Origin of the sequence: Undibacterium sp. GrIS 1.8, from assembly GCF_040544445.1 — a bacterium.
Lineage (GTDB): Bacteria > Pseudomonadota > Gammaproteobacteria > Burkholderiales > Burkholderiaceae_D > Undibacterium.
Genome location: NZ_JBEONQ010000017.1, coordinates 72,993 through 87,848 on the forward strand (window position 1 = coordinate 72,993; position 14,856 = coordinate 87,848).

General features: G+C 44.6%; 12 protein-coding genes and 1 tRNA gene. 11 read left to right on the forward strand and 2 right to left on the reverse strand.

Features of this window, described 5'->3' with window-relative positions; all coding sequences use genetic code 11:
- Positions 1–205: 205 nt before the first annotated feature.
- From rdgB to AAKU64_RS10205, 6 genes are all read left to right on the forward strand, one after another.
- Positions 206–793 (forward strand): RdgB/HAM1 family non-canonical purine NTP pyrophosphatase, encoded by a 588-nt coding sequence (gene rdgB / locus AAKU64_RS10180; RefSeq protein WP_354335002.1) that lies wholly within the window; start codon positions 206–208, stop codon positions 791–793.
- Entirely contained in the window at positions 790–2,049 is a 1,260-nt protein-coding gene (hemW, locus tag AAKU64_RS10185; RefSeq protein ID WP_354335004.1) for a radical SAM family heme chaperone HemW, read from the forward strand. The genes rdgB and hemW overlap by 4 nt, the downstream gene beginning before the upstream one ends.
- A gap of 288 nt (positions 2,050–2,337) precedes the next feature.
- On the forward strand, positions 2,338–3,540 hold the full coding sequence (locus AAKU64_RS10190; protein WP_354335006.1) for an EAL and HDOD domain-containing protein: 1,203 nt from the start codon (positions 2,338–2,340) through the stop codon (positions 3,538–3,540).
- Positions 3,541–5,607, forward strand: a complete 2,067-nt coding sequence (locus AAKU64_RS10195) for a putative bifunctional diguanylate cyclase/phosphodiesterase (protein WP_354362085.1) — start codon at positions 3,541–3,543, stop codon at positions 5,605–5,607.
- A gap of 67 nt (positions 5,608–5,674) precedes the next feature.
- Positions 5,675–5,764 (forward strand) — tRNA-Ser (locus tag AAKU64_RS10200).
- A gap of 143 nt (positions 5,765–5,907) precedes the next feature.
- Entirely contained in the window at positions 5,908–6,852 is a 945-nt protein-coding gene (locus AAKU64_RS10205) for a patatin-like phospholipase family protein (protein WP_354362086.1), read from the forward strand.
- A 165-nt stretch (positions 6,853–7,017) separates the two neighbouring features.
- Here AAKU64_RS10205 and AAKU64_RS10210 read toward each other — a convergent pair whose 3' ends face one another.
- Complete coding sequence (locus AAKU64_RS10210) at positions 7,018–7,533, reverse strand: C40 family peptidase (protein WP_354362087.1); 516 nt, start codon at positions 7,531–7,533, stop codon at positions 7,018–7,020.
- A gap of 327 nt (positions 7,534–7,860) precedes the next feature.
- Between AAKU64_RS10210 and AAKU64_RS10215 the strand changes: the two genes are divergently transcribed.
- From AAKU64_RS10215 to greA, 4 genes are all read left to right on the forward strand, one after another.
- The gene (locus AAKU64_RS10215) at positions 7,861–8,268 is read left to right on the forward strand and encodes a GlcG/HbpS family heme-binding protein (protein ID WP_322119342.1); all 408 of its coding nucleotides are present in this window, start codon (positions 7,861–7,863) and stop codon (positions 8,266–8,268) included.
- A 331-nt stretch (positions 8,269–8,599) separates the two neighbouring features.
- Positions 8,600–9,775 (forward strand): glutamine-hydrolyzing carbamoyl-phosphate synthase small subunit, encoded by a 1,176-nt coding sequence (gene carA, locus AAKU64_RS10220; RefSeq protein WP_354335317.1) that lies wholly within the window; start codon positions 8,600–8,602, stop codon positions 9,773–9,775.
- Between the two features lie 2 nt (positions 9,776–9,777).
- Complete coding sequence (gene carB, locus AAKU64_RS10225; RefSeq protein WP_354335315.1) at positions 9,778–12,996, forward strand: carbamoyl-phosphate synthase large subunit; 3,219 nt, start codon at positions 9,778–9,780, stop codon at positions 12,994–12,996.
- A 96-nt stretch (positions 12,997–13,092) separates the two neighbouring features.
- The gene (gene greA / locus AAKU64_RS10230) at positions 13,093–13,569 is read left to right on the forward strand and encodes a transcription elongation factor GreA (protein ID WP_322121594.1); all 477 of its coding nucleotides are present in this window, start codon (positions 13,093–13,095) and stop codon (positions 13,567–13,569) included.
- Positions 13,570–13,688: 119 nt separating this feature from the next.
- Here greA and AAKU64_RS10235 read toward each other — a convergent pair whose 3' ends face one another.
- Entirely contained in the window at positions 13,689–14,165 is a 477-nt protein-coding gene (locus tag AAKU64_RS10235) for a YhbY family RNA-binding protein (protein ID WP_322119339.1), read from the reverse strand.
- A gap of 32 nt (positions 14,166–14,197) precedes the next feature.
- On the opposite strand from AAKU64_RS10235, the gene AAKU64_RS10240 reads away from it, so the two are divergent.
- Positions 14,198–14,839, forward strand: coding sequence for an RlmE family RNA methyltransferase (locus AAKU64_RS10240; protein WP_354335313.1), 642 nt, complete (start codon positions 14,198–14,200; stop codon positions 14,837–14,839).
- Positions 14,840–14,856: the final 17 nt, after the last annotated feature.

The window sequence follows — 14,856 nt, forward strand, 5'->3', positions numbered from 1 at the left end:
TCTCGATTTTATTGATGTAAATATAGAAGGGAGATTTAATATACTCCCCCTTATTTTTATAAAATATGCCTTATTGTCCAGTAGTTATCTGGACGATTAAAATATACTCGTGATGAGTATATTTTTTAGATTTGCTCGTACCTCCGATTTAAATGTTAACAGACCCTCCTCTGAAGATGTTTTATCTTAGTAAAAAAATCGTAAAATGAATGCCAAAAAAATTGTCTTAGCCTCGAATAATCAAGGCAAACTCAAAGAGTTTTTCCACATATTGTCGCCACTAGGCATCACGCTACACGCACAATCTGAATTTGATGTGCCCGAGGCTGAAGAACCGTATTTCACCTTTATTGAAAACGCCCTCACCAAAGCTAGGCACGCTGCCAAATTGACGGGTTTGCCCGCTTTGGCAGACGACTCAGGGATTTGTGTGAATGCGATGCAAGGCGCGCCAGGTGTATTTTCTGCCCGGTTTGCAGGAGAACCTAAATCTGATCAGCGTAATAATGCACACTTGATCAGTCAACTGGCCGCCTCAACGGACAAATCGGCATACTACTATTGTGTGTTGGTGTACGTACGTTCAGAACATGATCCGCAGCCGGTTATTGCAGATGGACTTTGGCATGGCGAGATCGTGGCTGAGCCAAAAGGTAATAATGGTTTCGGTTATGATCCGCATTTTTGGATACCGGCTTTAGGTAAAACCGTGGCAGAACTCAGTCCTGAACAAAAAAGCCTATGGTCGCATCGCGGACAAGCTTTGCGTGTGCTGCTAGAGAAGTTAAGATGATCCCGATCAAGCCAATTGAATTACTGACGCCGAAGAAGAAAACTGTCGATCTTTCGTCTGTGCCGCAAGATGTTGTCAGTCATTTTTTGGGAGCAGGGCAGTTTAATTTTACTAGCCTGCCACCACTATCGCTGTATATCCACTTTCCTTGGTGCGTCAAAAAATGTCCTTACTGCGACTTTAATTCGCATGAGGTAAAAAGTAGTTTTGATGAAACCATGTATCTGGACGCCGTGCGTGCTGATTTAGAAGCGGCCTTGCCTCTGATTTGGGGGCGCAAGATTTACACCATTTTTATTGGTGGCGGCACGCCTAGTCTGATGTCAGCAGCAGGTTTGGATCGCCTGATGTCGGATGTCAGAACGCTGTTGCCAATTGACGGCGCGGCTGAAATTACAATGGAAGCCAATCCGGGTACGTTTGAGGCCGAAAAGTTTCGATCCTATCGTCAGAGCGGTATCAACCGCTTATCGATCGGTATTCAGAGTTTTAACTCACAGCATCTGCAAGCGCTGGGGCGCATTCATGATGGCGATGAGGCCAGGCGCGCCATCGATATCGCACAACGATATTTTGATAATTTTAATCTCGATCTGATGTTTGCACTGCCAGGGCAAACCTTGGAGCAGGCAAAGTCAGATGTCGAAACCGCGATTGCCTGCGCACCGCCACATTTGTCGCTCTACCATCTGACGCTGGAGCCGAATACCTACTTTGCTAAATTTCCGCCAGTGATACCCGACGATGATCTGAGCGCAGAAATGCAGGATTTGATCCAGACCAAAATGACGCAAGCTGGTTATGGTAATTACGAAGTCTCTGCCTATGCCAAGCCAGGTAAAGAGTCACGTCACAATTTAAATTACTGGAACTTCGGCGACTATCTGGGTATCGGTGCTGGCGCCCATTCCAAACTTTCTTTCCCGCATAAAGTGGTGCGACAAGTCCGTTATAAGCAGCCAAAAACCTATATGGAAGAGAGTCTGCGCGGGGTAGCTGTGCAAGAAAGCGTTGAGATACAGCGCCATGAAATGGGCTTTGAATTTATGCTCAACGCTTTAAGACTAAATCAGGGTTTTGCCGTCAATCTATTCAATGAACGCACAGGTCTTTTACTTAATGATCTTGAAAAAGAGTTATCGATAGCAGAGCAAAAAGGATTGATTACCCGGGATCATCAGTACATCCGTCCAACCGAGTTGGGGCGACGTTTTTTAAATGATTTACAGACCTTGTTTTTAAAAGACCAAGAGTGACAGCGACAGCTGATTGTTCTTTATTCGCATGCTTTAGGGTTATTACAAGCTCACTGTTGTGAAAACAGTCTTATTCATGGCTTACTTAGAACAACACTAGACTAATACTTAAAGTAAAACGTTAAATAATATTGCAATTGATTAATTTTCAACTTAGTATTTAAAGCTGCTTACGACTTATGTAAAAATGTTTTTCTGCAATGAGCTAAAACCTCATTGCATCAGTTTTCGTAAGATCAGGCAGCAGAAAGCAAATAGAAAATCCAACTAAGATCAAAAATTGTTTATATGACCAATGCGACTGGCCTGACGTTACCAATTTCTCCACTGACTCCGATCGTTAACAACAAGCAGCAACTAGTTGCTTTGAGCGTTCATTTTGATAACGCTGTCCTTGCAAATTCTTTGCAGTTATTACATCACTTTAAAAGTAGTGATTTTTTTGATGAGTTATCCTCGCTGTCGCTCCTTCTCCCTATCGATGACGTCATTGCATTACCAGCAGATATTGATGCTCGTATTGCCGCCTCAAAAATAATTTTGTGCATTCCAGAGGCAAGTTGTAATAGCCCTGATGCACAAACCAAACTGAACTATTTAGTGTCTAAAGGTGTGCAAATTGTCGTCGACGATTTTGCTTCTCAGACTACGTTAGTCTGGGATGGATCTAGTACTGTTTGTGTCGATTGCACCGCTGGCGTACCCATGTCAATAAAGCTTTGGTTAGCCAGTTTAAGCAAGGGTCTGCATATCGCTAAAAATGTGAATACAGCAGCGCAATTACAAGCAGCGTCCGATATAGGATTTAGCTCGTTTTGCGGCGACTATGCCTTTAATCCTGCGCCGAATAATAAATCAGGCGACGCAACTGCCAGAACCCGTTTATTGAAATTGCTCGGATTAGTATCTCGCGATGCAGAGTCACGCGAGCTGGAGGAGCTATTTAAGCAAGACACCACCTTGTCGTTTATGTTGTTTAAGATGGTTAGTTCTGCCGCATTTGCGCAGACAGTCAAAGTATCGAGCTTTGGGCAGGCCATTAATTTGCTCGGGCGGCGGCAATTACAACGATGGTTGCAGTTACTGTTGTATGCCCGTCCTAGTGATAATAGCGGCGCACTTAATCCTCTGATGTTGCGCGCTGCATTTCGCGCCAGTTTGATGGAAGTGATTTGCCAAAAAAATGGCGGCAACAGGGATCAGCAAGATAGTGCTTTCATGGTCGGTATGTTCTCTTTACTGGATACCTTATTTGGAAGCCCCCTAGCTGAAATTTTATTGCCATTGAATTTGATCGATGATGTGTTGGCCGCCCTGTTAAATCACGATGGTGTTATGGGCGCGCAATTGCAACTTGTTACTCAAGCGGACCGCATCACCGCCAATCTTGATGCTGCAACATTACAAAAAATTGGCCTTGATGCAGAGATGTATTACGACAGCCTGACCAAGGCTTATGTTTGGGTTAATCAGGTTTGTCAGGACATGTAGATGAAGTCACGCGCGAACACGGGTAATCTGAACAGTGATCTGGATAATGATCTGAGTCTGGGCGCGGCCTTGGGTGAGGCCGTGTTGTGCCTGGATGGCCATTCTTTAGAGACCGAGTTGACGCGGATTGTTCAGGCTATTTTCAATACGTCAGATGCTGCTTACGTTCAGCAAGTGAGGTCCGCGGCGGACGTGAGCAATGTTCAACAGTTGCAGTCCGCTGTATCAGCAGAAGCGTTTTTTGTTCTGAGTGGCAAAAACGGAATTTATAATGAAAGTGATATCGCAAAGCTTAATAAACTAGCCGAATTGACGGCGCATTTATTTGCTTCTAAAGCACAACTAGACCAACGTTATAAAGCCTCAGCAGAAACCCAATTACAGCAATCGCAAATTCTCGATCAAATTCATGAGTCCGTTATTACCATGGATTTGGCTGGATTTATTATCAGTTGGAACCGTGGCGCAGAAATGTTGTTTGGTTATAGCGCAAACGAGGTCATCGGCAGAAATATTTTATTTTTGTATGAAGATGAAGAGTTAGACGGCCTGCGCTTGTTTGATTCTTTTTTGGAGCAAGGCGGCCGTCAGATGGAAGTTCGCCGGCGCAAAAAATCAGGTGAAGTTTTTTGGGCCAGTCTAAGCTTATCTCCATTATGTGATGCCAACACTCAACCTGTGGGAATTATCGGTTATTTAAGCGATATCACTGAACGTAAGCACGCAGAAGAGAAAATTAATCATCTGGCTTATTACGATCTCCTGACCGATTTACCTAATCGCACTTTGTTTAAAAAATTAGTTGATAAGGCATTGCTACAGTCTCAGCGTAATAACTCTATCGGTGCTTTATTGTTTATTGATCTGAATCGCTTTAAGCCAATTAATGACACTCTAGGACATGCGATCGGTGATTTATTACTTAAACAAGTAGCAGAACGATTTCGCGTAGCCTTGCGCGAAAATGATGTGATCGCTCGTTTGGGCAGTGATGAATTTGCAATTGCGTTGTTAGAAATCCCACAGCATTTTCATGCAGGTTTGGTCGCGCAAAAATTATTATCAACTTTAGATCATGCCTTTTTTGTTGATGGGCAAGAGCTGCGCATAGGCGCAAGTATCGGTATCAGTATTTATCCGCAAGATGGCATGGAGGCGGACAAACTTTTGCAAAAGTCAGACATTGCCATGTTTAAGGCGAAGCGCAATGCGGAGCGCGCTAGTGGCAGTTATGCTTTTTACGACAATGAAATGAATCGTACGATTGCCGGACGATTATATTTGGAGTCGGGTTTGCGTCGTGCGCTGCAGCACGGAGAGTTTTCTCTTTTATATCAACCGAAAATTGATATCAGTAACGGTCGTGTGATCGGTGCAGAGGCCTTGATCCGATGGAATCATCCAAAAAAAGGATTGATCCCACCAGCAGAATTTATTCCAATCGCCGAAGAGACGGGATTAATTTTGCAAATTGATGCATGGGTTTTAGAGACCGCTTGTGAGCAGGCCAGGCGATGGCAAGATTTGCATATTTCGCCACTACGCATTGCCGTCAATGTGTCAGCTAAAGAGTTTTCTTCTACTTTGCCAAGTCGGGTTAGGCAGGCGCTATCTTTTTATCAGATATCACCTGCGTGGCTAGAGCTGGAAATCACTGAGAGTATGTTGATGCATAGTGCCGAAAGCGTCATCACGATCATGGACGAGATTACCGCTCTAGGCGTGACTTTATCTTTGGACGATTTCGGTACTGGGTACTCTAGTTTGTCTTACTTAAAACGGTTTCCTATCGATACTCTTAAAATTGATCGTTCTTTTATTCAAGGCATACCAAGCGACAATGATGATTGTGCAATTGCTGACGCAATTATCAGTATGGCTAAAAAACTCCGTCATAAAGTAATTGCTGAGGGCGTAGAAAATTGGGAGCAGTTTTCTTTCCTTAAAAATGCAGGCTGCGATGAGGTGCAGGGATATTTGTTTTCCCGCCCCGTGAATCCCGATCAACTGACGCCGATGTTAGCAAGCGATTTTTGTTTTTCAGTCGAAACAGATTTACATAAGTGAATATGAAGAATAATTTGACAAAGAAAAATGCCTCAAACCGACAAAATATAGCTATAATAACGGGCTTGGAGGGTTGGCAGAGCGGTTGAATGCACCAGTCTTGAAAACTGGCGAGGATGAGAGTCCTCCGTGAGTTCGAATCTCACACCCTCCGCCAAATTTGTATGATAAATAAAATAAAAATAGTTGGAACAAATCACAAGCCCGCGTTGCTCTAATGAGAACGCGGGTTTTTTTATATGTGTTTAGTTTTTAATCTATGCAAAGCATGGATGTTAAATGATGGAGATAAACCAGTTTATGGCTACAGTTTTCCAAAGAAAATTATTGCGTAAGGTCAGAAGTTTTGTCAGCAGTTTATTAATAATTAGCTTGTGTGCATGTGTGACGACTTCGCCGCCTGTGGCAGTGGTCACCCCTGTGATTCCAGTTGCGCCAATTTTTAAAGTGCCTAAAACAATACGCATTGGTTTGGCTTTAGGTGGTGGTGCGGCCCGTGGCTTTGCACACATTGGCGTCATCAAGGCGCTGGAATCGCAAGGCATTGTGCCGGATATCATTGTTGGTACCAGCGCGGGTAGTGTAGTTGGAGCGATGTATGCAGCGGGAAACAATGGTTTTGCGTTGCAGAAAATGGCTCTGGATATGGATGAGGCAACGATTTCTGATTGGTCTTTACCTTTATTCGCCAAATCTAGCGGAGTTCTCAAAGGAGATGCCTTGCAAAACTACGTGAATAAGATGGTAGTGCAGGTGCCGATTGAGCGCTTGAAAAAGCCATTTGGCGCCGTAGCAACCGATTTACATACGGGTTTGCCTATTCTGTTTCAACGCGGGAATACCGGGTTGGCAGTCCGGGCATCTTCTGCGGTACCGGGCGTATTTCAGCCCGTTAGAATTAATGATAGGTTATATGTGGACGGTGGCTTAGTTTCTCCTGTACCAGTACGGTTCGCCCGTGAGATGGGAGCCGATTTTGTGATTGCTGTGAATATCTCTTCGCAACCGGATGCGCAATCCGCCTCTAGTTCGCTGGATGTGCTGCTACAAACTTTTACCATCATGGGGCAAAGTTTGAATCAGTTTGAATTAAAGAATGCAGATGTAGTGATCCGACCTGACTTGGCGAGTATGAAGGGTAATGATTTTGCCGGTAGAAATTTGGCGATATTGGCAGGTGAGAAGGTAACCATGTCGATGATGACGGATATCAAACAAAAAATCCGCATGATGCAAGATAGATGATTTGCATACTCCCTGTTAGTATATTTGGTCGTCCATATATAATGTGGACGTTGAGCCAATATTCTTGATATTGATGGGGAGTATGTGTTTTTTTGAAGTATTTTAAGATGCTAAGCGGGAGCATCCAGGTGCTGCGCGATGCTGGTTCTATTAACTCAATTTCGCTCAATTCTTTTCGTCATCGTTAATTCTTCTAGCGCCGTTAAAGCGTTTTTTCCAATAAGCTATATCCATGCTTTCTACTCTTACCTGACCACCAGCTGAGGGGGAGTGAATAAACTTGTTGTCGCCCAAATAAATTCCCACATGTGAGAAGCCGCGACGCAATGTATTGTAAAAAACCAGGTCGCCGGGCTGTAAATCTTTTTGGTCAATTTTTTCGCCAACTTTGCTGATCTCGTTCGAGGTTCTTGGTAAGTCTGTCCCTAGCGCGTCTTTAAATACCAAACGCACAAAACCGCTGCAATCTAAACCATTTTCTGGCGTATTACCGCCGCGTTTGTAACGGATGCCAAGCATGTCCATTGCTTTAATCGTCAGGTTAGATGCGCGTTCACGCAGTTCTTGCAGTTTGGTGTAAGCCGTAGATGATTCGGGGAAGGGGTTGTCGGCGCTGAAGCTTGGACTGCAAAAAGAAAATTGCAGAATGCTTGCTAGAAGTAGGGATAAGACTAATTTCACTTTCCTGGGAGAGCGGGAAATTTGTATTAGCATTGTTGCACCTGGTTGGAAAAACCGACCAACTGTAAATGATCTTTGTCGGAATGTAAACCTTGCTTTTGTAAAATTAGCTAAATGATATTGTTGAGGCTATCAGTTAAAAGGTATCGAATTTTTTATAATATTTCTGCTTTATTATTCATTTTTATTACTAATTTGTTTGCTCAGAATAAGCTTGTAAGCGGGCCTATTTTAAGTGGGTCTACTATCAAAAGATCAAAACTGTTTTTATCCTTAATGAATGCAGCTTGACGTACAATTCGAGCACATTTTAACCAAGAGGTACCTATGCAAACTAAACCTGTATTAACTTTAGATGACGTCAAAAAAATCGCAGCAGCTGCAGAGACAGAAGCGAAAACCAATGGCTGGGCGGTAGTGATTGCGATTGTTGATGATGGTGGCCATTTGATGTGGTTGCAACGTTTGGACGGCGTCGCACCTATTTCCGCACACATTGCACCAGCGAAGGCGACGACGGCTGCACTTGGTCGCCGCGAGTCTAAAATTTATGAGGACGTTATCAATAATGGACGCTTCTCTTTTTTAAGTGCTCCTTATATTGAGGGAATGTTAGAGGGCGGCGTGCCTATCGTCGTTGATGGTCATTGTGTCGGTGCAGTGGGCGTATCTGGCGTTAAGTCGTCTGAAGATGCGCAGATTGCAAAGGCCGGTATTGCTGCCTTGGCACTTTAGTCTGAGTGTAATTTAATCAAATACTTGCTCGCGGCAGCCAATTGCGCTGCCGCTATTTATTTCAGCATGGTTATCTACGCTAAGAGTTGTTTGTCTGGCAGGTTTAGCCAAAAATGCTCGCGTCTTTACCTCATTTTCTGGCGTTCTTGGTTTGCTTGAGGGGTGCTTTTGCGCTATAATTCGAGGGTTTAGCTAATCCAAATCCCGTCGTAGCGCATACCAAATCCACAAATCTCCTAAAATCGTCTCACACTACGCGCTACATTCGCGTGGTTCCTGAACACGGTTGTTTTGGCGCGGCGTAGCGACGGTAACAATACAGGAGTTACCCTTGCTGCCATTTCCGCAGTCTTTACGTCCCAACCAAGATGCTACGGCCATTCTTGCTCTCGCGGACGGAACTATATTCACTGGTGTTTCCATCGGCGCTGAAGGCCATATATCAGGCGAAGTTGTTTTCAATACATCCATGACCGGTTATCAGGAAATTCTGACTGATCCAAGTTACAGCTCTCAAATCGTGACTCTGACTTATCCGCATATCGGTAATACCGGTATCAATTCAGAAGATGTTGAGTCCGACAAAATTCATGCGGCTGGCCTGATCATTAAAGATTTACCTTTGATGGTGTCTAACTTCCGCTCTGAACAATCTTTATCTGACTATCTTAAATCGCAAAATATTGTTGCGATTGCAGGCATTGATACACGTAAGCTGACTCGTATTCTGCGTGAAACTGGCGCCCAAGGCGGCGCAATTTTAGTTGGTAATGATGCGACTAAGGCGCTCGCTCTGGCAAAATCTTTTCCGGGTTTGTCTGGCATGGATTTGGCAAAAGTTGTTTCTACCAGCAAGTCCTATTCATGGACAGAAACTGAATGGACTTTAGGGCAAGGTTACGGTCAACTGACCGACCCAAAATTTCATGTGGTCGCATTTGATTTCGGTGTTAAACGGAATATTTTGCGGATGCTGACAGCCCGTGGCTGCAAAGTAACCGTGTTGCCAGCCCAATCAACTGCTGCTGCTGTATTGGCCTTGAATCCTGACGGTGTATTTTTATCCAATGGCCCTGGCGATCCAGAGCCTTGCGATTACGCGATTGCTGCAGCTAAAGAATTGATTGAAAAAGGCATACCTACTTTTGGTATTTGCCTCGGTCATCAGATTATGGCGCTTGCTTCCGGTGCCAAAACGCTCAAGATGAAATTTGGTCATCATGGCGCTAATCATCCGGTGCAAGATTTGGACACTAAACAAGTATTGATCACGTCGCAGAATCACGGTTTTGCAGTTGATGTAAATTCACTGCCTGCTAACTGCCGCATTACACATGTCTCTTTGTTTGATGGTTCTTTGCAAGGCTTTGAACGTACTGATAAGCCAGCATTTTGCTTCCAGGGACATCCAGAGGCATCACCAGGTCCGATGGATATCGCCTACCTGTTTGATCGCTTTACTAATTTAATGAGCGCAGCAAAAGCGCAGGCAAACGGAGAACAATAAAAATGCCTAAACGTCTCGATATAAAAAGCATCCTGATTATCGGTGCTGGCCCTATCATTATTGGTCAGGCTTGTGAGTTCGATTATTCCGGCGCTCAGGCATGTAAGGCTTTGCGTGAAGAGGGCTATAAAGTCATTTTGGTTAACAGCAATCCAGCGACCATCATGACTGATCCTGAAATGGCTGATGTGACTTACATTGAGCCAATTACCTGGCAAGTGGTAGAACGCATTATCGCCAAAGAAAAGCCAGACGCCATTTTGCCTACGATGGGTGGTCAGACCGCCTTGAATTGCGCACTCGATTTGCACAAACACGGCATCCTGACCAAATATAATTGCGAACTGATCGGCGCTTCACCAGAAGCAATCGACAAAGCAGAAGATCGCTCTAAGTTTAAAGATGCGATGACCAAAATTGGTTTGGGTTCTGCCCGTTCCGGCGTCGCGCATAACATGGATGAATCATGGGAAGTGCAGAAGACACTCGGTTTTCCAGTGATTATTCGCCCGTCTTTTACTATGGGCGGCACCGGCGGTGGTATTGCATATAACGAAGAAGAGTTTGAGACTATTTGCAAGCGCGGTTTAGAGGCGTCACCTACTAGTGAGTTGCTGATTGAAGAATCAATGATCGGCTGGAAAGAATTTGAGATGGAAGTTGTACGCGATAAAGCGGATAACTGCATTATTGTTTGCTCTATTGAGAATCTTGATCCTATGGGAGTCCATACCGGTGACTCAATCACGGTAGCGCCTGCGCAGACACTGACTGACAAAGAATACCAAATCATGCGTAACGCCTCGCTGGCAGTTTTGCGTGAAATCGGTGTCGATACTGGCGGCTCTAATGTTCAATTCTCTATCAATCCTGCTGATGGTCGCATGATTGTGATTGAGATGAATCCGCGTGTATCCCGTTCATCTGCCCTGGCATCGAAAGCAACAGGTTTTCCAATTGCGAAGATCGCTGCCAAATTGGCGGTTGGTTTTACTCTGGATGAACTGCGTAATGAAATCACCGGTGGCGCTACCCCAGCGTCATTCGAGCCGTCGATTGATTATGTCGTTACCAAAATTCCTCGATTTGCTTTTGAAAAATTCCCGCAAGCAGACAATCATCTGACAACGCAAATGAAGTCGGTTGGCGAAGTCATGGCAATCGGTAGAACTTTCCAGGAGTCTTTCCAAAAAGCCTTGCGTGGCTTAGAGGTTGGCGTTGATGGGATGAACCAAAAAACGCTGGATCGTGAAGTTATCGCAGAAGAATTGGGCGAGCCTGGTCCTGATCGTATCTGGTATGTCGGTGATGCGTTTGGTCTTGGCTTTAGCTTGGAGGAGGTACATCAGCTGACGCATATTGATCCGTGGTTCCTAGCGCAGATCAAGGATATTGTCGATATCGAGCTGTGGTTAGATCACCAGAATCTGGATGAGCTAGATAAAGAAGTGTTGCTAAAGATTAAGCAAAAAGGGTTCTCTGACCGTCGATTGGCAAAGCTGCTCAAGACTACGGACACTGCGGTGCGTGAGCGTCGCCATGCCTTAAATATTCGACCAGTCTATAAACGTGTAGATACTTGTGCTGCGGAGTTTGCAACTAAAACTGCTTACATGTATTCGACTTATGAAGAAGAGTGTGAGTCTGCACCGACCGATAAGAAAAAAATCATGGTGTTGGGTGGAGGTCCAAATCGTATCGGTCAGGGTATTGAGTTTGATTATTGCTGCGTCCATGCGGCTTTTGCGATGCGCGAAGATGGCTATGAGACCATCATGGTCAACTGCAATCCAGAAACGGTTTCGACCGATTACGACACATCCGATCGCCTGTACTTTGAGCCTTTGACTTTAGAAGATGTATTAGAAATCGTCGATAAAGAAAAACCAGTCGGCGTGATTGTGCAGTACGGCGGACAGACGCCATTGAAATTAGCTTTGGATTTGGAGGCGAATGGCGTACCGATTATTGGTACATCGCCAGACATGATTGACGCAGCTGAAGATCGCGAGCGTTTCCAACAAATGTTGCATAAGCTTGGTCTGCGTCAACCACCTAATCGTACAGCGCGCACCGAAGCCCAAGCGTTGGAGTTAGCGCAGGAAATTGGTTATCCCTTAGTAGTTCGCCCATCCTATGTGTTGGGTGGACGTGCAATGGAAATCGTACACGAGCAACGTGATCTCGAGCGTTATATGCGTGAAGCAGTCAAGGTGTCGCATGACTCACCGGTATTACTTGATCGCTTTCTGAATGATGCAATCGAGGTCGATGTTGATTGTATTTCTGACGGCGAACACACCTTCATTGGTGGCGTGATGGAGCATATTGAACAAGCAGGCGTGCATTCTGGCGACTCTGCATGCTCCTTGCCGCCGTATTCACTTGCCGCAGAGACGATTGAGGAATTAAAGCGTCAGACATCATTGATGGCGAAAGGCTTGAACGTTGTCGGCTTAATGAACGTACAGTTTGCAATTCAACAGCAAGATGGTAAGGATGTTGTGTTTGTTCTGGAAGTAAATCCAAGAGCATCTCGCACAGTACCTTACGTATCGAAAGTCACTGGTTTGCAATTGGCTAAAATTGCTGCACGTTGTATGGTGGGTCAGTCACTGGCTTCTCAAGGTATTCATAAAGAAGTTGTGCCGTCTTACTTCAGTGTAAAAGAAGCGGTATTTCCATTCGTGAAGTTTCCTGGTGTGGATACGATTCTTGGTCCAGAAATGAAATCCACTGGTGAAGTGATGGGCGTCGGTAAAACTTTTGGTGAAGCCTTCGTCAAGTCACAACTAGGTGCTAGTATCAAACTACCAACCTCTGGCAAAGTTTTCCTTAGTGTCAAAGGTAGTGACAAACCACGCGCAGTAAAAGTAGCTGGTGATCTAGTTGAGATGGGATTTGCTGTCGTAGCGACTAAGGGCACGGCTGCAGCGATTGCAGCAGCGGGTATCCCGGTCAGTACGATCAATAAAGTGGCCGAAGGCCGTCCGCATGTCGTTGATATCATCAAAAATCATGAGATCGCTTTGGTGATTAATACCGTAGAAGAAAAACGTAGTGCGATTACGGATTCCCGTGCTATTCGTGTATCTTCGCTTGCAGCGCGCGTACCAACCTACACCACGATTGCTGGTGCGGAGGCTGCAGTGCAAGGTATGCGTCATCTAGATGAATTGCATGTCTATGATTTACAAGGTCTGCATAAAACCTTACACTAAGCAAATAGCTTAAACTTCGATACAGAGGTCACAGACGGTGTCCAATCCGGATGCCAGATGTGGCCTCTGTATTTCTACTTTATGAGTGTGAATGAAATGAGTACAGTACCTCTTACCAAATTCGGCGCGGAACTGCTTAAGCAAGAATTACATAATTTGAAGACCAAAGAGCGTCCAGATGTAATTAATGCGATTGCAGAAGCTCGCGCTCAAGGCGACTTGTCTGAAAATGCAGAATATGATGCGGCTAAAGAGCGTCAAAGTTTTATTGAAGGTCGTATCGCCGAGCTGGAAGGCAAGCTCAGTGCGGCGCAAATCATTGATCCGACAACTTTAGATGCAGAGGGACGTGTGGTATTTGGAGCGACCGTGCATTTGGAGGATTTAGATAATGAACAGAAAGTCAGCTATCAAATTGTAGGCGACGACGAGGCAGATATTAAACTCAGTAAAGTATCAATCAGCTCCCCAATTGCTCGTGCATTGATCGGTAAATATGTTGGCGATATCGTTGGTGTGCAAGCACCCGCAGGTATTCGTGAATATGAAGTATTAGAAGTGCTGTACATTTAAGCAGAACAAAAAAATGGTCAGCACTATATAGAGCTGACCATTTTTAAATAAATAAAAATATTATTTAGTATATTGAGCGCAGAGCTACTTAGTTTTATGGCGTTATCACTTTAATGTGATCAGGTATTACCGAGGGCTGATTTTTTGACGCTAGTTTGACGTGGTTTAGCACGTTTGATTGAGCCGCCCTGAGTTACCCGCTCATTACCCTTTACCATGACTTTTGAGACACTAGGTTTTTTGGTGCCACTTGCGCTAGGTTTGACGATAGTTACCTCGCGCATACCTTTGCCTTTTTTGACTAGTTTGGTTTCCTTAATGCCGTCTAACTTAGGACGGTAAATAACCAGTAATTTGCCAATATGCTGTACCGGCGCAGCTTCTAAAGAGCTACAAATGGTATCGTACATGGCAATGCGTGCTTCACGATCATCGCCAAACACACGTACCTTAATTAATCCATGAATATTAAGGCCAGCATCGATTTCCTTCATCACGGCAGGCGATAAACCGGCTTCACCGATCAATACGATGGGTTTCAGTGCATGGGCTTCAGAGCGCAGTTCGCTGCGTTCAGCGGGCGTGAGTTTCAACATATAAATTCCTTTAAAAGCAGTATTTTACGCGAATGGCAAAAAATAAATTCAATCAAAATTGGGTGCACGATCATATTAACGATCCTTATGTCAAATTGGCACAAAAGGAAGGTTATCGTGCGCGTGCTGTTTACAAGCTCAAGGAAATCGATGAGGCTGAAAAATTAATCAAGCCAGGTCAAATTATCGTCGATCTTGGCGCAACCCCTGGTAGTTGGTCGCAATATGTACGCAATAAACTAGCCGGTAAAGACGGTGGCGGCATCTTGGGCGAGATTTTTGCGTTAGATTTGCTGCTAATGGAACCGATTGCAGATGTTCAGTTCATCCAGGGAGATTTTCGCGAAGCCGACGTGCTGAATCAGCTAGAGGCTAAATTGCTGGGGCGCAAGCTTGATCTTGTATTATCAGACATGGCACCCAATTTATCAGGCAACTCCACAGTGGATGCGGCGCGCATTGAATACATTATTGAATTGGCGGTTGAGTTCTCTAATGCGCACTTAAAACCCTCTGGTGCTTTGCTAGTAAAATGTTTTCATGGACCTGCTTACAACACGATTGTAACCATGTTTAAAACACAATTTAAAACTGTCATCAGCAAAAAACCCAAAGCCAGCAAAGACAAGTCTTCTGAGATTTTCTTACTCGGAAGAGGTTTAAAGAATAGTTAAAAAGCAAAAAGTAATAA